Origin of the sequence: Pseudoalteromonas sp. SR41-8, from assembly GCF_014163915.1 — a bacterium.
Taxonomy (GTDB): domain Bacteria; phylum Pseudomonadota; class Gammaproteobacteria; order Enterobacterales; family Alteromonadaceae; genus Pseudoalteromonas; species Pseudoalteromonas rhizosphaerae.
Map to the genome: position 1 here is coordinate 1 of NZ_JACJEE010000052.1, position 19,323 is coordinate 19,323.

Annotated in this window: 9 protein-coding genes; 5 read left to right on the plus strand and 4 right to left on the minus strand. The window is 42.7% G+C overall.

Annotated features, from left to right (window positions below; all coding sequences use genetic code 11):
* Positions 1 to 8,430: Ig-like domain-containing protein (locus H5162_RS20380; protein ID WP_182779385.1), on the plus strand; the 8,430-nt coding region annotated here is incomplete at its 5' end.
* Between the two features lie 50 nt (positions 8,431 to 8,480).
* Here the strand turns inward: H5162_RS20380 and H5162_RS20385 are convergent.
* The 4 genes from H5162_RS20385 to mnmC form a co-directional block, all read right to left on the minus strand.
* A complete protein-coding gene (locus H5162_RS20385) occupies positions 8,481 to 9,965 on the minus strand; it encodes a methyl-accepting chemotaxis protein (RefSeq protein WP_182759185.1) in 1,485 nt (494 codons plus the stop codon).
* Positions 9,962 to 10,813, minus strand: a complete 852-nt coding sequence (locus H5162_RS20390) for a transporter substrate-binding domain-containing protein (RefSeq protein WP_145241513.1) — start codon at positions 10,811 to 10,813, stop codon at positions 9,962 to 9,964. The genes H5162_RS20385 and H5162_RS20390 overlap by 4 nt, the downstream gene beginning before the upstream one ends.
* Before the next feature lie 109 nt (positions 10,814 to 10,922).
* A complete protein-coding gene (locus tag H5162_RS20395) occupies positions 10,923 to 11,252 on the minus strand; it encodes a hypothetical protein (protein ID WP_145241510.1) in 330 nt (109 codons plus the stop codon).
* Positions 11,253 to 11,281: 29 nt separating this feature from the next.
* Positions 11,282 to 13,306, minus strand: coding sequence for a bifunctional tRNA (5-methylaminomethyl-2-thiouridine)(34)-methyltransferase MnmD/FAD-dependent 5-carboxymethylaminomethyl-2-thiouridine(34) oxidoreductase MnmC (mnmC, locus tag H5162_RS20400; protein ID WP_182779386.1), 2,025 nt, complete (start codon positions 13,304 to 13,306; stop codon positions 11,282 to 11,284).
* Between the two features lie 177 nt (positions 13,307 to 13,483).
* Between mnmC and fabB the strand changes: the two genes are divergently transcribed.
* The 4 genes from fabB to H5162_RS20420 all read left to right on the plus strand — a co-directional run.
* Positions 13,484 to 14,695, plus strand: coding sequence for a beta-ketoacyl-ACP synthase I (gene fabB / locus H5162_RS20405; RefSeq protein WP_145241506.1), 1,212 nt, complete (start codon positions 13,484 to 13,486; stop codon positions 14,693 to 14,695).
* Between the two features lie 109 nt (positions 14,696 to 14,804).
* Positions 14,805 to 15,923 carry a 4-phosphoerythronate dehydrogenase gene (locus tag H5162_RS20410; protein WP_145241504.1) on the plus strand — a complete coding sequence of 373 codons (1,119 nt, stop codon included), beginning with the start codon at positions 14,805 to 14,807 and terminating at the stop codon, positions 15,921 to 15,923.
* A gap of 51 nt (positions 15,924 to 15,974) precedes the next feature.
* Complete coding sequence (locus H5162_RS20415; RefSeq protein WP_145241502.1) at positions 15,975 to 16,991, plus strand: aspartate-semialdehyde dehydrogenase; 1,017 nt, start codon at positions 15,975 to 15,977, stop codon at positions 16,989 to 16,991.
* Positions 16,992 to 17,310: 319 nt separating this feature from the next.
* Positions 17,311 to 19,323 (plus strand): FimV/HubP family polar landmark protein (locus H5162_RS20420; RefSeq protein WP_310736444.1); only part of this gene is annotated, 2,013 nt, incomplete at its 3' end.

A 19,323-nucleotide genomic window follows, 5' to 3' on the forward strand; every position in this document is an offset into this window, starting at 1 on the left:
GAAGCCAATGCCAGTGTCAGTGTGACTATCAGCGATGGTTCGAATAACCAATCGCGTACTGTGACGGCTGATGGCTCTGGGGCATGGACTATCAGTGGTAGTGAGTTTGATGTCAGCAGCTTTAATAACGGCACGCTCACCGTCAGCGCCACACAAAGCGATGCGGCGGGTAACACCTCTAGCGCTGCCAGCACCGCGGTGATTTTAGATAATACAGCACCGAATTCACCGACAATAGCCACTCCGATAGAGAGCGATGGTAAAGTTAACGCAGCGGAAGACAGTGACGTAGTGATCACCGGCTCCGGGGCGGAAGCTAATGCCAGCGTCAGTGTGACCATCAGCGATGGCGCGAATAACTTATCACGTACCGTAACGGCTGATGGCTCTGGGGCATGGACTATCAGTGGTAGTGAGTTTGATGTCAGCAGCTTTAATAATGGCACGCTCACCGTCAGCGCCACACAAAGTGATGCGGCGGGTAACACCTCGACTACGGCAACCGCATTAATTACGTTGGATAATCAAGCGCCAAATGCATTGACGATTACTACGCCAATTGAAGGCGACGGCAAAGTTAATGCTGTTGAAGATAACGATGTACTAGTGCAAGGATCTGGCGCAGAGTCAGGTGCAACAGTTACAGTAAATGTTGATGGTATATCTAAAACCACCACTGCAGATTCAAGTGGTAATTGGACATTATCGGGCAACGAGCTGGATATCAGTGCGCTGAATAATGGTACGCTGACGGTCTCGGCAACTCAGGCCGATAGCGCAGGTAATGTCTCAATAGCTGCAACTACAACAATAACGTTGGATAACCAAGCACCAAACGCACCAACCTTTATTACGCCTATTGAGGGGGATGGTAAAGTTAACGCTGCGGAGGATAATGATGTATTAGTCCAAGGCGGGGGAGCAGAGTCAGGTGCAACAGTAACTGTGAGTATCGGTGGGGTTACTAAAACGACTACCGCAGACTCAAGTGGTAATTGGACATTATCAGGTAATGAGCTGGATATCAGCGCTCTAAATAATGGCATATTGACAGTTTCGGCAACACAAACCGACGATGCGGGCAATATCTCAACGGCCGCATCAACTTCAATTACATTAGATAACATCGCACCAAATGCGGTGGCTATTACAACGCCGATTGCAGTAGATGGTATTGTAAATGCGGCTGAAGACAATGCTGTGTTGATCACAGGGTCAGGAGCAGAAGCTGGCGCAACAGTGACAGTGGGTATTAGCGGCATAAATGCAACTGTGATAGCTGATAGCAGCGGTAACTGGACACTTAATGGCAGTGAATTAGACATTAGCGCGTTAAATAATGGCACATTAACAGTATCTGCAACGCAAACCGATAGCGCAGGAAATATTTCATCTGCAGCTACAACCACTATAACCTTAGATAATGTTGCGCCAAATGCATTGGCTATCACAACGCCGATCGCTGTTGATGGCATTGTGAATGCTGCTGAAGATAATGCGTTATTAATTGTAGGATCTGGGGCAGAATCAGGCGCTGCAGTTAAGGTTGATGTTGGCGGTGTAAATGCCACCGTGACTGCTGATAGCAGCGGTAATTGGACTCTCAGTGGTAATGAGTTAGATATCAGTGCATTAAATAATGGCACATTAACGGTATCAGCAACGCAAACTGACAGCGCGGGTAATATTTCTCCAGCGGCAACGACGACGATAACCTTGGATAACAGTGCACCGCCAGTTGTTACTATTAATACGCCAATCGAAGTCGATGGCATAGTTAACGCTAGTGAAGATGATAGTGTATTGATAACCGGCTCTGGGGCAGAATCAGACGCTGCAGTTAAGGTTGATATTGGCGGTGTAAATGCCACGGTTACAGCTGGTAGTGGTGGTAATTGGACGCTTAGCGGCAATGAGTTAGATATAAGTGCACTTAATAACGGCACTTTAACAGTATCGGTAACGCAAACTGACAGTGCAGGGAATACTTCACCTGCGGCGACCAGCTCAATTACTTTAGATAATACCACCCCAACTGGGCATGCAGTTAGCGTTGATCAAAGCTTAATTAATGCGGATAACGAATCTGCAATGAGTGTTAGTTTTACTGGGCTTGAAGGAAGTGGTTCGCTTAGTTACCAGGTAAGTGATGGCAGTAATGCTGTTACTGGTAACGCAACGATTAGTGCTGTTACGCAGCAAATTACAGGTATCGATGTTACAACATTGGCTGAGGGAGTGTTAACGTTCTCAGCAATAGTTACAGACACCGCAGGCAATGCCAGCGCAGCAGTAACTGCCACAGTAACTAAAAAATATAATGTCGTACCGGTGTTAAGTGGTTCACCAAGTACAACTACAGCTGAAGATGCAGCGTATAGTTTTATACCCACCCTTACAGACAGCGATACGCAAGATACCCATACTTTTAGCATCATTAATAAGCCAAGTTGGGCAAGCTTTGACACCAGCACGGGCGAATTAGCGGGCACGCCACAGAACCAGGATGTAGGCAGCTACGCGGCTATTACTATCAGTGTTAACGATGGCACAGATAGCGCCAGTTTAACGCCATTTACATTAGAGGTAACCAACACCAATGATGCGCCGGTAGGGCAAAACTTCGCGTTTAACCTCGATGAAGCCGCGACTTTAACCGTGGCACTTGCAAACGGGTTATTAAGTAACGCCAGCGATGATGATGCAGGCGACACACTCAGCGCAGAGCTTGTCAGTCAACCACAATTTGGTAGTGTCAGCTTAAATAGTGATGGTAGCTTTAGTTATCAACATGACGGCAGTGAAAACCACGGCGACAGCTTCACCTTCCAAGTTCGTGATAGCGCAGGTGCGTTATCGGCGGTACAGACAGTAACACTTACGGTAACGCCGGTTGCTGATGCACCGGTTGCCATGGATGACAGTGCCACCACTGCAGAAGACACGCCAGTGAACTTTAGCTTGGTAGCGAATGACAGTGATGCAGAAAATGACCTAGTGGTCGCTTCAGCGGCCATCGTATTACCCGCGAGTAAAGGCACGGTAAGTATCACCAATGGCATTGCCTCGTATACACCGAATAGCAATGTAACGGGGACAGACACCTTTACTTATACGGTAAAAGATGCAGCATTGAATATCTCAACAGCGGCGACAGTGACAGTCACTATTACCCCAGTGAACGACCTCCCTGAGGTACAAGCTATCAGCTTAAGTGTGGATGAAGACACCGCATCAGCAGTGACCAATGTGCGTTCACTGGCCAGTGATGTGGAAGACACCATCCCAACGGGCACGATTAACTTAGTCAGAGCGCCAAGCTCAGGGCAAGTGGTGTTTGACCAAGCCGCGGGTACCTTTGTGTATACCCCAGATGCGAACGTTACAGGGCAAGACAGTTTCACCTACACCATTACTGACAGCGAAGGCGGTGTATCACTGCCAGGAACCGTTACGGTAAATATAGGTGCGGTGAATGACCGTCCAGTTGTTGCTAATGATGCAGTGACGACTGATGAAGATACCGCAACAACGTTAGCTATTTTAGCAAACGACTCAGACGTAGAAGACAGTGGCTTTAATGCTGCCAACGTAAGCCTTGAAAACCAAGGCACGGGGGCGGGCATGTACGACTTTGCGACAGTCAGTGTTAACCTAGATGGTAGTTTAGCTATCGTGCCAAGCCAAGATGTGAATGGGGTATTTAGTTTTACCTACACATTAACAGACAGCGAAGGCTTAAGCTCAACCCCAGCGACCGTCACACTGACCATTAATGCCGTGAACGACGCACCAGTGGCGCTAGATAACACCGCCCAACTGCAAGAAGAAGGTTCATTTGAAGTCAACGTATTGGGTAACGACAGTGATGTTGATATCGGCGACAGCTTAGATGTGAGCAGTGTGACGGTTGTCAGTGCACCAAGCAATGGGCAAACTCAAGTAACAGCAACGGGGGCAATCATTTACACCGCCAATGCAGATTACTATGGTGACGACAGCTTTACTTACACAGTTAAAGACAGCAATGGCGCGATATCTAACCTTGCTACTGTCACCATGACCGTGAACCCAGTCAATGATGCACCTTTAGGTATTCCGCAAAGTTTAATACTTGCTGAAGATAATAGCGTCTTGATCACCTTAGTTGGCTCAGATATTGAGAACGATGATCTAAGCTATCGTCTTGATGAAGGCGCATTACATGGCTCGCTTGTGCAGCAAAGTAATGATAGTTGGTTATATACGCCAAACGCTAATTATAACGGCAGTGATGGCTTTAGTTTTGTTGTTAATGATGGACAGTTAGATTCAACAACAACCCCGGTATCGTTAGTTATCACCGCAGTTAATGACGCGCCAATTGTGGGTCTACAAACTGGCGTTACTGATGAAGACATGCCAGTCGTTATGAACTTACTCGGTAGTGATGTTGATGGTGATAGATTAACTTATACAATCGTTAGTCAACCAACTCATGGCGCTGCGACTATCTCAGGTGAGCAAGTTACTTATCAAGGCAGTGCAAATTACTTTGGTGACGATCAGTTTAGCTATATAGCGAATGATGGATTACTTGATTCAGCACCAAGCACAGTGTCAGTAACGATTAATAGTATTAACGATTTGCCAGTGATTACTGGAGTACCAAGCTTAGCTATTAATGAAAATGACTTATATAGCTTTGTACCACTAGCGACAGATAATGATGGCGATAACCTCAGCTTCAGTATTGAAAATAAACCAAGTTGGTTGAACTTTGATACCACCACAGGGGAGCTATCAGGCAGACCAAGCAATGCAGATGTAGGAAGTTATGCAGGCATCACGGTGAGTGTAACGGATGGGATTGCAAGCCAAAGTTTAACCCCATTTACACTGACAGTAGTGAATGTTAACGATGCACCAACAATCAGCGGTTCACCTGCAACATCAATCGCGCAAGATACAGGTTACTCATTTACGCCAATTGTGTCAGATATTGATAATACCAGTTTATCATTGACGATTTCGAACAAGCCGAGTTGGGCAACGTTTGATAGCACAAGTGGTACATTAAGTGGTATACCGACACGAGATGACGTTGGTCTATATAGTAATATTTTGATCACCGTAAGCGATGGGCAGTTAAGCAGTACGCTTAACCCATTTAGTATTGATGTAACGTATGTAAATGCGCCGCCTGTTGCTAATGATATGGTAATGCGCGTTAAAGAAGATAATAACCTCAGTGTTAGTGCTCAGGTTAGCGACAGTGATAACGACAATTTAGTTATAGAAGTGGTCACTCAACCACAGTTTGGTAGCTTAACGGTGCAAGGAACGGTATTTAGTTATCAGCCACAGGCTGATTATCATGGTAGCGACACCTTTAGCTATTTAGTGACTGATGGTAAAGCAAGTTCAGCTATAGCTACGGCGTTAATTACTGTTGAGTCAGTAAACGATCAACCGGTCGCTGTGGAAGATACCTTTGACTTAGCGCGAACTGAAAGCGGCCGTTATATACTTGATGTATTGGCGAATGATACTGATGTTGATGGTGATGTAATAACAATTATTGGTGCTAGGGCGTCAGTGGGTACAGTGAGTATTGTTGACCAGCAGCTTGTCTATCAATTTAGCGCAAGTACCCAAGGCACTATTAAAGTTGAGTATATTATTGCCGACCCAGCGCAAGCACAAAGCACAGGGTTTGCTTATATTAACTTTACTGATAGCCAAGCGGATGCACCAACCATTACACCTCCAGCTGCTGTGAATGTTGATGCAACAGGATTGTTTACTCGAGTTAAGTTGGGTACAGCTCTTGCGTTTGATAGCGAGCAAAACCCTCTACCAGTTACTACTATCAATCAAAGTATGTTGTTTACGCCAGGCGTACATCAAGTGTATTGGCAAGCGATAGACAGTAATGGTAAAACCACAACTGCTAGCCAGCAAGTAATGGTTCACCCGCAAATATCACTAGGTAAAAATAAAGTTGTTGCTGAGGATCAAAGTTATACCACTCGGGTTTACTTGAATGGACCAGCGGCAAGTTATCCTGTCACTGTACCTTACAGCGTATCTGGAACCGCAACATCAGATGATCATGATTTAATCAGCGGTGAAGTGGTTATTGAACAAGGCCTCGTTGGTGAGATCAACTTTAGAGTCTTTGCAGATAGTGAGATTGAAGCGGATGAAACAATTGTTATAACGCTTGACGATAGCCTTAATACTGGCGCGCAAGCCTCTAATATTATGACTATTTCAGAGAGTAATATAGCACCAAGCTTAGTTACGATAACGGAGCAAAATAATCAGCCTCGGCCATTTGTTTTAGCCAGTGACGATCTCGTAACAATTACAGCGTTGGCAACAGATAATAACCCTGGAGATAATATTTCATTCAGTTGGCAAGCAGCAGATGAACGGATTGTTGATCTAGGTAATGCGGCTGATACATTTGTGTTCTCTACAGCTGAACTCGATATTGGTATTTATGAAATAGCAGTAACCGCAACAGATGACGCTGTGGATAGCTTATCAACTACAGTGACCAGTTATGTTGAAGTGGTAGCTCAGTTACCTGAGTTAACAACTGCCGATACTGATAATGACTTAATACCAGACAATATCGAAGGTCTACAAGATAATGACCGTGATGGTATTCCTGATTATTTGGATAATATTAATGAATGTAATGTATTACCTGAGCAAGTAAATGAGTCAGCGCAGTTTCTTGTCGAGGGGGATGCGGGAGCATGTTTAAGAAAAGCATTCTCAAGCATACAAAATAGCAGTGGCGCAGCACAATTGTTTGAAAATGAATTGCCTGCAGATGTTGGGATGGATAACTCTGGTGGTTACTTTAGCTTTATAGTAACCGCCATGGAGCAAAAAGGTGAAAACTACCACATAGTGCTTCCGCAAAGAATGCCAATACCAGCGGGGGCGATTTATAGAAAGCTTATCAATAATGAGTGGATTGACTTTAATACCAGCAACGGCGATAAGGTCTATTCTACTCAAGGTGAGCAAGGGTATTGCCCTTCACCAAATAGTCAGCTGTGGCAAGAAGGGCTTAAAGAAGGTGACTGGTGTGTACAATTACGCATAACTGATGGTGGTATCAATGATGCTGATGGCGTAGCGAATGGTCAAATTGTTGATCCAGGCGGCGTTAGCGTTATGAGTAGTAATAACAGCGCGCCTGTTACACAATCAGATCAAGTAACTATTGCACTAGGTAATAGTATTGTTATTGATGTGCTTAGTAATGATAGCGATGCAGATAATGATGTACTGACGCTCACCAGTGCAAGTGTTGATTTTGGTGAGGTAGCAATCGTTAATAATCAACTTAGTTATCAACCATTACTTGATTTTATTGGTACTGCAACGATCAACTACAGTGTGTCTGATGGTAAAGGTGGAACAGCATTTGGTACAGCGACTGTTAGTGTGGTAGTAAACAGTGCCCCAACAACTATTGGTGATACTGCAAGCACCAATGACCGCACGCAAATAGTTATTGATGTGCTCTCCAATGATAGCGATGCGGATGGCGACGCACTTAGTTTAATAAGCGCGCAAGCTACGCAAGGCACAGTCACTATAAATAACGATGGCACATTGAATTACCAGCCCAAAGCAGGTTTTGAAGGTGTTGATTTTATTGAGTATACAGTTTCTGACAGTAAAGGTGCTGAAGCAAAAGGAGAAGTAAAAGTGACCGTAAAAGCTTATACAACCACCACGGTTAAAAATAGCTCATCAGGTAGTTTAGGCAGCACCATGGTGTTGTTAATGATTGGGTTAGTCTTTATACGTCGCCAATCAAAACTGACGCCATGGGCTTTACTCGCTACGGCTGTGGTAGTCAGTCAGCCTGTACTAGCTGGTGAGTGGTCTATGGATGGCACGATTGGTTATGCGGCCGTTGCAGGCTCCACCACAACTGATCAATCAGTCGAATTAGCGAATACTGAATACGATGATACCGATATTAGTTGGTCAATAGGTGGGATTTATTCGTTAGCGACTAATTGGCAATTTGGCGTACGCTATATCAACTTAGGTGAAGGTAGTATGACCTTTGTTGGAGATACGCTTGATCCAAGTAATGCGCAATTGAATGTATCACAAACCGTGCCGATATTGTCACAAGGACCTGCGATACAAACAGCTTATGTATTCCCGCTGTTGGGCCAAGTTAAGAGTAAGGTTTTTGTAGGGGCTTTCCATTATCATTATTCAATCGATAGCCGCTCATCTACGGGGCAAAAAATTACATATAGTGACACCAATACACGCCCTTATTTTGGCGGGCAATTAGCTTATCCAGTGCTTGAAAATACAGATGTTTCAATTAACTATAGCCATTATAAGCTAAGAGAAAATGATGTAAATGAATGGGCGCTAGGGTTCCAATATCAATTTTAGGAGTCATTAAAGCGTAAATAAAACGGCTAGCCTTCTAGCCGTTTTTGCATTTAATACTTAAACAACCCAAGTTTAGCCACAATGCCTTTTTCAAGATCATTGAGCTGCTTAACTGTCTTATCAAGATGATCCGCTTCTTGGGCAAGCGACTTTGCGCCATGATTGATTTTTTCCATAGTGGCTAATACTCCTTGCGTAACCGAGGTTTGTTCTTCTGAACTGGCTGCAATGCGTTCATTCATTAAGTTCATCTCATCAACTTGTTGAGCGATATTATGAAAAACGCGTTGGCTTTGCTCGTTCGCGCTAGTAACGTCGGTACTCACTTGTTTGCTTTTTTGTGTGGCGGCTACACATTCACTGGCGTTGGTTTGTAGTGCAGTAATGATATTTTCGATTTCTGATGTGGAATGGTAGGTTTTACTCGCAAGTGCGCGAACTTCATCAGCAACTACGGCAAAGCCTCGGCCAGACTCTCCAGCACGTGCAGCTTCAATTGCTGCATTAAGCGCCAATAAGTTGGTTTGTTCGGCGATACTTTTAATCACATCAAGAACTTGGCTTATCTCACTACTGCGACTATCAAGTTGCTCTACCACCGTTGATGTGTGATCTAATTGATTTTCAAGGTCGTTTATCAAACTACTGTTATGACTCATCGATAGCTCGCCGTCTTGGCAAAGTCCTTGTACTTGCATTGTTTTATCCGCTGTTTGCGTCGCTCCAAGGGCAATTTCTTTAGTCGCTTGGGTTAATTGACTCAGAGAGGAGGTTGCCGCATCGGTTAATTGATATTCTTGCTCGGCTTCATATTTTGAACGCACTGTTGCTTCGTTTACTGTTGCGGCAATCACTTCAAGCTCGGTAGCTGTTTGCCCCAGGCTTGAGATTATTTGCTGCACTTCATTAATAAAGCGGTTAAAGCCCGCAACTAAATGGCCAATTTCATCCGTAGATTGATAGTTTATTCGCTGAGTTAAATCGCCAGAGCCACGGGCAAGTTCATCCACCAATTGATTGACACTGATAATCGGTTTGATGATCAGTATGCGGCATACGCTAAGAATAATAATGCCTAACAAGGCAAATGAAATGGCAAGGGTGATAACCATGGTACTTAATGCTTTGTTGATGCCATGGTTTAATTCATCTTGGCTAAAGCTGATATGGATAGTACCAATTGGTTGTTCTGAGAATGTTAGATCAATTTGCTGCTTGAGCAATTGCTTTGTTGTATTGCTGGGTTTATCAAGTCGACCAAGTTCGATACCACGATGATCAATAACATGCAGTTGTTGAATATCTGGATTTTTAGCAAATGCCTGCAATATTTGCGCGATCAGGGGTTTATCATATGAGAATACTGGCTCGGCTAAAATAACCGTTAATTGTTGCTTTATCGCATCAACATTTTTATGCCATTGTTTGGTTTCATCATTTTTTAGTAATACGTAGTTTACCCCAATTACAAAGCTAAAAGTGACTAGTAAACAAATACTAAGCGCTGTGATTATTTTTCTTTGTAATGATTTCATTGCGTGTTGCTCTCGTTAAGTGGATCAAACCACAGTGCGTGTTGTAATAGTGGAGTGCGTGATGACAGGCTAGGGTTCTGTAATGGGATCACCTTTCGTGTTGCTAAGTTAGCTTTAGCTAGTACCATTTTTACTTGGCTGTCGTTAAAGAACATGGTGGTAAAAGTGCCATCGGCAATCATATCTTGTAGCGCAGAATTAAGCTGGCTGGCGAGAGTGTGGTTATCCTTAGCGACAAAGAAATATAACGGCGCGGTATATTTTAGTAAAATGTAAGGATCAACGGTCAGGTTTAACTCACTGTTATTAGCTATTTCATCCCATGGTTCGTTTACGCCACGGGGAAAGTAATCAAAGCGATTACCTTCTAACATCGGAAATAAATTAGGGTATTTTAAGGTAGTGATCACCTTTAAGCCATTCGCTTTGAGTATAGCGGTATCGGGCCACGTTTTGCCTTGTCCGGCGCTAAATTGATAGAGGTCTTTAATAGAGTTTACATGTTTAAATATATGCTGATTTTGTTGAGTGACCATCGCCAAGCGCATACCCAACAAACCACGAAATAAAGGGATATAAATTGCTTGATAGTCTTGCTCAAGCTGCTCAGAAGTCATGCTCCACATCACATCTAACTGACCATTTTTTACATCATTTAAAATACGTGCATTTGAAATGTCTTTATCACTTTCGTAAGGATGTATATATGCAAGGTTTTGCCTCGCTAATGCGGTTAGTAATAGTTTGTGTGGTAAGGAGGTATCACCTGAGTAGCTTTGTAATTTGATTGCTGCGGCATTGCAATAGTTACTGCCGCAGAGAATCAATATATAAAGTAAATAGCGCATTAAAGACCGTGTTGTTATTATTGTGTTAATAATAAACTACGGTGCTTTTGCTATAAGCTCAACAGTTTGTTTTATGCATACGTATTCAGATCAGTTCGCCGTCAAGCGATTATGGTTGCGTGATCATAATCGCTATTTCGGTTCGGTAGTCACGAGCATATAAGCTGATCCGCACGGTTTTCTTGTCGATGGTATAAAACAACGTTCGGCGTTTATTATCACCGATAATAAGCTCAGACTTACCTAAAGCTTGTTGATAAAAAGCACTCACTTTTGTAATCGACTGAGCAACATAGCCAGTTTGTATCAGTGGGTAGTCATCGGCAATTTGTAATGAGTACTTAAAATCAGCTGGTAGCGGAACGCTGTCTAAATTTGCAGCGCAAGTCACTGAGGTTAGGCTTATTGCTAACATCAGTGGTGTTATTATTTTTATCACATCGGTTCCTACACGCTATTTTTGCTAAGTTAAATTTTATTTCGAATTAAATCTCTTACAATAAAGCGGGCTGGGTGAATCGCTTGGCTTACTCGTTCACTCAAAGGCTGTGGTTCATTGTTAAGTGCAGCAACTAATTGTTCTGCACACAGGGGCGCACTGCATAAGCCACGAGCCCCAAAGCCTGTGAGTATGTGTAGTCCTTGTTGTGGTTTTTGTAAGGATTGATATTGATAGCGTTTCCCTGCGCGTAAATTGGCAAACGCGTGAATATAATCACTTTGCTGCGGCCATTCTCCGGCCATAGGGAGGTGATCAATAAAACTACAACGTACAGCGGCTTTAGCTGCCGTGATCTCACCTAGACTACTGGCAAAGTCGGTTTGTCCATAAAAGTGAAGCAGTTGCTCGCGATTTGTTTGATTGTCTTGGTCTTTGACTGCGCGGCTTTTTGAGTTCTTCTCGAATGTTGCGCCCATACAGTGATGGTCTAAATAAGCAGGAGTAAAGTAGCCTTTATGACATAGCACGGTTTTTAGTTTACGTGATGCAGGACTTGCTTGTACATGGGATACTTGACCACGCACGCCAACAATTGGCATAGCCTGAGTTTGTACAAAACGGTCGCTGTGCTCACCAGCACATACAATAACGTCACTAAATGGGCCAAACTGTTGCCCTTGGCTCAATAACAGCCAGCCTTGCGGGGTTTTCTCAAGCTGTTCGATATCACAATTAAAATGGCTTTTAATTGGTTTGAGTTTATGGGCTTGTTGGAACAGAGCGCTCACTAATTGTGGTGGGTTAACCCATCCACCTAACGGGAAATATACGCCAGAGTAGCCTGTACTTACACCGGCAATTTCATCACCTTGCTCAGGCGTTACGCCGTGCATGAGTTCATCTGGCCACAGCTGTTTATGTTCAATATTTTGATGGCGTTCAACTAAGGGTTGTTTGATCGCGTGTTGTAATACGCCGCACCATTGATGATCATAGTGAAAGCCATTCTCAGTGAGTTGCTGATAAAGTCGTTTCGCATATAAAAAACTGTGCGCAAAAAGCTCACTGTGCGGGGAGTTTTTTGCTTGTAAGTGCGGATAAATCGCACCTTGCACATTATGAGATGCGCCCATCGCGAGTTGGGGATCTTGGCAAAAAAGTTGGCTGTTAACCCCACGTTTCGCCAAGCTATATAAAATAGCGCTGCTGGCTATCCCTCCGCCAATGACAGCAACGTTTTTAAGTGAACTTTGCTGATGAGCCAGATAAGGTGGCGCCGATTGTGCTTGGTTAGCATGGGCTAAAGAACCAATCAGCATTTCATTTTTTTTGCCATGACCTTTGATTTTTTGTACCGCAAACCCTGCATCAGCAAGACCTCTACGTACAACACCTGCAACCGTAAAGGTTGCAAACGTGGCATTACTACGAGAAATATCCACCATTGAATTAAATAAGGCTGGCTGCCACATTTCTGGATTTTTACTCGGTGCAAAGCCATCTAGATACCACGCATCGATAATACCTGTTTGCGGGTAGCTTATAGCTGCGAGTGATTCTTGCACATCGCCAAAATATAAATCGAGTATAATTTGACCATTGTCAAATTCAAGACGATGGCAACCAGCCAAATTAATCGGGTACTTAGCAAGTAACTGATTACTCAATGGTGCTAAACTAGGCCATACTTGCAATGCCTTTTGCAGATCGTCTGTTTTAATCGGATACTTTTCAAAAGACATAAAATGTAAGCGCTGCACATTTTGTTGTGCTGGGTTGTGAACTTCTTGACTATGATGTTGCCTACTGGTTAGATTATTTTTAAATTGTTGCCATGTATTTAAAAAATTAAGACCAGTACCAAAACCAGTTTCAGCGATAACGAAATGTGCACGGTCATGATTTTGTAATCGATGAGGCATATTATTTTGCTGGTAGAACACATAATCAGACTCAGCTTGGCCATCATCGTTCGAAAAGTAGACATCGTTAAAGTTGTCTGCAACGGGTGTACCTAAGTTATTAAAGTGAATTTCAGCGTTTTTAATCATGGCATGCAATTAATGAGTACTTTTTTTCATTATTTTACGTGTTTTCTTTGAAATAGTCTGGCGTTATTTATAAGCTAGAGGTTCAGAGTACAAGTGTACGCTAGAAAGCTGACCACTTCGTTGTAAGTTTCAGCGTAAAATAGAACACAATTTAGTATCAAGCTAAGGTAATTACCCATGAGAAGAGCCGTTATTACGGGCATCGGTGTTGTATCAAGCATCGGTAACAACAAAGAAGAAGTATTAGAATCGTTAAAAACAGGTAAGAGCGGAATCGCTTTTAACCCAGAATTTGCTGAATATAAGTTACGTAGTAACGTATCTGGCAAAATTGATATTGACGTTAAAGAGTTTGTTGATCGTAAAGCAATGCGCTTTATGGGGGATGCCGCTGCGTATTCGTATATCTCAATGGCACAAGCAATTGCAGATTCTGGTTTATCTGATGATCAAGTATCAAATGAGCGCACGGGTATCATTGTGGGTTCCGGTGGTGGTTCATCTAAATGGCAGGTTGAAGCGGCTGACATTTTACGTGAAAAAGGCGTAAAACGTGTAGGTCCTTATATGGTTCCGCGCACCATGGCCAGTACAACATCGGCATGCTTAGCAACACCATTTAAAATTAAAGGTGTTAACTACTCAATCAGTTCAGCATGTGCAACCTCTGCACACTGTATTGGTAACGCAGTTGAGCAAATCCAATTAGGCAAACAAGACGTTGTTTTTGCCGGTGGCGGTGAAGAGCTTCACTGGACATTGGCAATGGAATTTGACGCAATGGGCGCACTTTCTACTAAATATAACGAAACGCCTGAAAAAGCCTCTCGTACTTATGATGCTAACCGCGATGGATTTGTTATCTCTGGTGGTGGCGGTATTGTTGTTGTTGAAGAACTTGAACATGCGCTTGCACGTGGTGCACACATTTATGCTGAAGTTGTTGGCTATGGCGCAACATCTGATGGCTATGACATGGTTGCACCATCAGGTGAAGGTGCTGCACGTTGTATGCGTCAAGCAATGCAAGGCGTTGACAGCATTGATTATCTAAACACTCACGGTACATCTACACCAGTAGGTGATGTAAAAGAGTTAGGAGCAATTCAAGAAGTATTTGGTGGTAATTCACCGATGATCAGCGCGACTAAAGCAATGACAGGCCATGCACTGGGCGCCGCTGGTGTGCATGAAGCTATTTTCTCACTATTGATGTTAGAGCATAGCTTTGTTGCGCCTTCAATCAATATTGATGAGCTAGATGAACAAGCTGCAGGCTTAAACATTATCACTGAGCGTAAAGACGTTGAACTAAATACTGTTATGTCTAACAGTTTTGGTTTTGGTGGTACTAACGCCACGTTAGTGATGAGTAAATATAAAGGCTAATTAAAAAGCCACATTACAATTAAAGCCGAGCAACTTGCTCGGCTTTTTCGTTTTCAAAGTCGGCTATGTTCGTTACAATAGCGGCTCTTAGTGCTTACTGGACTTGTTAATGAAAATTCTTGCAGACCAAAACATGCCACTTGTTGAGCAATATTTTGCTGATTTTGGTGAAGTAACGCGTTTTGATGGTCGTACATTACAAAGCGAACAGCTCATTGATGTTGATGTATTATTAACTCGCTCGGTAACCTCAGTAAATGAAGCACTGTTAATACATGCTAATAAATTACGCTACGTAGGTACGGCGACAATCGGCGTTGATCATATTGATACTGATTTACTCAAACAACGTGATATTGCATTTACGAGCGCACCTGGTTGTAATGCCGTTGCTGTGGCTGAATATGTGATCAGTAGCTTGTTTGCACTGTGCCAAGAAAATGCCTGCACCTTGGAACACAAAACCATTGGGATTGTCGGAGTGGGCAGTATTGGTAGCTGTTTGCGAGATAAATTAGCCGCGCTTAATGTCACTGTATTAGTATGCGATCCACCTAAGCATGAAGCGGGACAATTAGCCGAGCATACAGATATTGATGAGTTGTTGAGTAAAGCGGATATCGTCACTTTCCATGTGCCGTTAGTAACGACCGGTAAACATAGTACCTTGCATTTAATGAACAAAGCGCGTTTAGCAGCGCTTAAACCTGGCACTATTTTGATTAATGCCAGTCGCGGCGATGTGGTCGATAATCATGCTCTACTGGAAATTATGCGCGGTGGTGCCAAGCTCGATGTGGTATTAGATGTATGGGAAAACGAACCTTCTATATTAACTGAATTGCTTGAGTTTGTGCGTTATGCCAGTGTCCATATCGCAGGCCATACCTTAGAGGGTAAAGCACGTGGCACGCAAATGCTCTATGAAAAGTTGTGCGAGCTTAAAGGTTTGCAAACAGGCAAAGCATTAGCTGATTTTTTACCAGTGCCCGCGTTTACCCAAGTTACATTACAAGAAACCTTTAGCGAAGCTGATTTAGGTCAGTTGATCCATCTGGTTTACGATGTGCGTCGTGATGATGGTATTTTGCGATGCAACTTAGCAAGTGAAGGGTTTGATAGCTTACGTAAAAACTACCCCATTCGACGTGAATTTAGCACAGTCAAAGTGCTAGGTGCAGGCGCATATTCGCCTTTGCTGCAAGGGCTTGGTTTCGTAGTCGAATAACTTAAAATTTAAACAGCGGCCACAATGGCGGCTGTTAAACGAGGAATACACATGTCACAAAAATATAATGTTGCCGTACTTGGCGCTACAGGTCTTGTTGGTCGCCAAATTATTGAAACGTTAGAAGATCGTAAGTTTCCTGTTGATCAATTATTTTTATTGGCAAGTAGTCGCAGCGCTGGTGAAGATATTAAGTTTCGTGGTGAAACTATTGAAGTGCAGGACGTTGAAGGGTTTGACTTTAGCCAAGCGCATATTGGTTTATTTTCTGCCGGTGGCAGTGTGTCAGAAAAATACGCACCTATTGCCGCTGATGCAGGATGTGTAGTAATTGATAACACTTCGCACTTTAGAAATGATTTTGAAATACCACTGGTTGTGCCAGAAGTAAATGCAGCAAGCCTTGCTGATTTTAGAAATCGCAATATCATTGCTAATCCTAATTGCTCAACTATTCAAATGATGGTGGCATTAAAACCTATTTATGATGCATACGGCATCGATCGTATTAATGTATCTACTTATCAAGCAGTATCGGGTGCAGGCAAAAAAGCGGTTGATGAACTTGCAAAACAAACTGCTAATTTAATGAATGCACGCCCTGTAGATAGCGAAATATTTCCAAAGCAGATGGCGTTTAATGTTATCCCACAAATTGATGTTTTTGAAGATAACGGTTACACCCGTGAAGAAATGAAGATGGTTAACGAAACCCATAAAATTCTGGGTGATACCACAATTGCTGTTAATCCGACGTGTGTACGAGTTCCGGTATTTTTTGGTCACTCAGAAGCGATTAACATTGAAACACGTATGCCGTACGACTTTGAACATGTAAAACAATTACTTAATGACGCGCCAGGGCTTGAACTTATAGAAGACGAAGGGGATTACCCAACCCCGGTTACAGATGCAAGTGGTAATGACATTGTGTATGTAGGGCGCTTACGTCAAGATATCTCACATCCGCATGGTTTAAATATGTGGGTTGTAAGTGATAATACCCGTAAAGGGGCCGCAACGAACAGCGTGCAAATAGCTGAAGAGTTGATAGCGAACTATCTTTAATTAAAAGCAAGAAAAGCGGCAGTTTGTCGCTTTTTTATTTTTTAACTGCCAAATAATTGCCGCATAGCTGCTAAAAGCGTATAAACTTAATCTTAACGATAAAAAACTCTTCCGGCTAATAAAGTTTAAGCTATTACGTTTCAAAGTGTTGCGATGGATATTAAGCCGCAACTGGTTTATAGTTTGCAACTGGAATAGAGCTTGCAGGAAAGACTTAATTAACTATTTATTTATGTACGTTATTTCTGCAAGAAATAATCAATGTTTAAGCGTCTAATTTAATGGCGCTGCGTTAACATTTAAACATTAAAGGATCAGCATGCGCGGTTTAGCTACACTCCTCTTATTAGCGTCTGCATTGGTGGTAACACCGATATACTCCCAAGACGGCAGCCAACTTAAAGGGCCAAAAGGCGTTGATTATGGCGTTCAAGGGCGTTCTATTGGGCCAATAAAGCCAACCGATACACTATGGCGTATTGCTGCAAAAGTGCGACCTGATAACTCGGTCAGTATTTATCAAGTTATGCAGGCTCTGTATGAAAAAAATCCGCAATCATTTTTAGATCAAAATCTCAATCATATGCGCGATGGTGCGTATTTAAAAATCCCTACCTTAGCTGATATCCGCGCAGTAAGCCCGGAGCTTGCCAAACAGCGTTCAGAGCAAGATGATGAGCTATGGGAAAAAAAGAAAAATGGCACGCTTACGAACAGCGAAATTACTGCTTCACAAACCAAAGTAACTCAAGCACGCAAAGTGGATGTTGATGAAGCTAAGCAAGAATTAAAACAAGAAATCAACAGCATTAAAACCCAACAGGGCAGTCAGCTTGTTGAATTACAAAAGCAGTTCAAGTCGTCAGTTGATAATGTCGAAGAAATCTTAGTTGAAAACAATAAATTAAAGCAACAGTTAACTGGTGTGTCTAAAGAGCTTGAAAATATTCGTGAGCAACTTGGTAAAGACAGTGAAATTCAACGCCAACTTTCTGAATTGATTGCAAAACAGAACGAAATTATAGAGCAACAACAAGCAAAAAAGCTCGAAGAGACTAGTGAGTTTGACTTTGCTGGGCTATTAGCCAATCCACTAGTTCTCATTCTATTAATGACAATTCCAGCGTTATTGATCATCTTTGCAATCGTGATGTTTTTACGTAAACGTAACAACAAAGAAGATGAAAGCACTGATGATGACGAATTTTTACCACAAAGCCCCAGTTATACTGCCGAGGATGAGCTTGATTTAGGCCCATCCCTTGATCCCATTGTTCCAGATCCAGTTCAAGAAGACGATGATGTAAGTATTCAGCTTGATGATCTTGAGAACGATATTTTACCTGATGACGACGATATTATTTTTGATGACAATATTGATAATGCGTTTGAAGATGGTGACAGTTTATTAAATCAAGACGAGCTAGATGGTTTACTGAGCGACGACATTGTATTTGATGATGAAAGCGACGAAGCTAAAGAAGAAGATGATGAACTTGATATCTTCATGCAGCAAGATTTTGATCAAGCAGATGATGATAGCTTAGGCGACGACATTGATTTAGATATTAAAGCCGACAACAATGATGGCGATATTCTAAGTGCATCAGATCTAGATGATTTATTTGCTAATGACAACGATGAACCGACTGCTGAATCAGATGACTCGCTTGACTCAGATGATGACTTAGCAGCACTCAGTGAAGAGTTAGCAGATGAAGATGATGACTTTGATATTGATGCATTGATTGATGAACAAAGCAGTAATCAACCGACAGATAAGAATGACGGCGATAACGACGAATTTGATTTAGACGATATTGACAGCCTTATTGATGAAGCTGGCGATAAAGCGACTGCAGAGCCGGATCTGGCTGAAGAAGACGAATTTGATCTAGACGATATTGACAGCCTCATTGATGAAGCTGGCGATAAAGCGACTGTAGAGTCGGAGCTGGCTGAAGAAGACGAATTTGATTTAGACGATATTGACAGTCTAATTGATGAAGCTGGCGATAAAGCGACTGTAGAGCCGGAGCTGGCTGAAGAAGACGAATTTGATTTAGACGATATTGACAGTCTAATTGATGAAACTGGCGATAAAGCGACTGTAGAGCCGGAGCTGGCTGAAGAAGACGAATTTGATTTAGACGATATTGACAGTCTAATTGATGAAACTGGCGATAAAGCGACTGCAGAGCCGGAGCTGGCTGAAGAAGACGAATTTGATTTAGACGATATTGACAGTCTAATTGATGAAACTGGCGATAAAGCGACTGCAGAGCCGGAGTTGGCTGAAGAAGACGAATTTGATTTAGACGATATTGACAGT

Bases quoted from the DNA above. Each gene is read 5' to 3' on its own strand.
- H5162_RS20385 (WP_182759185.1), bottom strand. From the start codon at position 9,965: ATGAAATCATTACAAAGAAAAATAATCACAGCGCTTAGTATTTGTTTA.
- H5162_RS20390 (WP_145241513.1), bottom strand. From the start codon at position 10,813: ATGCGCTATTTACTTTATATATTGATTCTCTGCGGCAGTAACTATTGC.
- mnmC (WP_182779386.1), bottom strand. From the start codon at position 13,306: ATGATTAAAAACGCTGAAATTCACTTTAATAACTTAGGTACACCCGTT.
- fabB (WP_145241506.1), top strand. From the start codon at position 13,484: ATGAGAAGAGCCGTTATTACGGGCATCGGTGTTGTATCAAGCATCGGT.
- H5162_RS20410 (WP_145241504.1), top strand. From the start codon at position 14,805: ATGAAAATTCTTGCAGACCAAAACATGCCACTTGTTGAGCAATATTTT.
- H5162_RS20415 (WP_145241502.1), top strand. From the start codon at position 15,975: ATGTCACAAAAATATAATGTTGCCGTACTTGGCGCTACAGGTCTTGTT.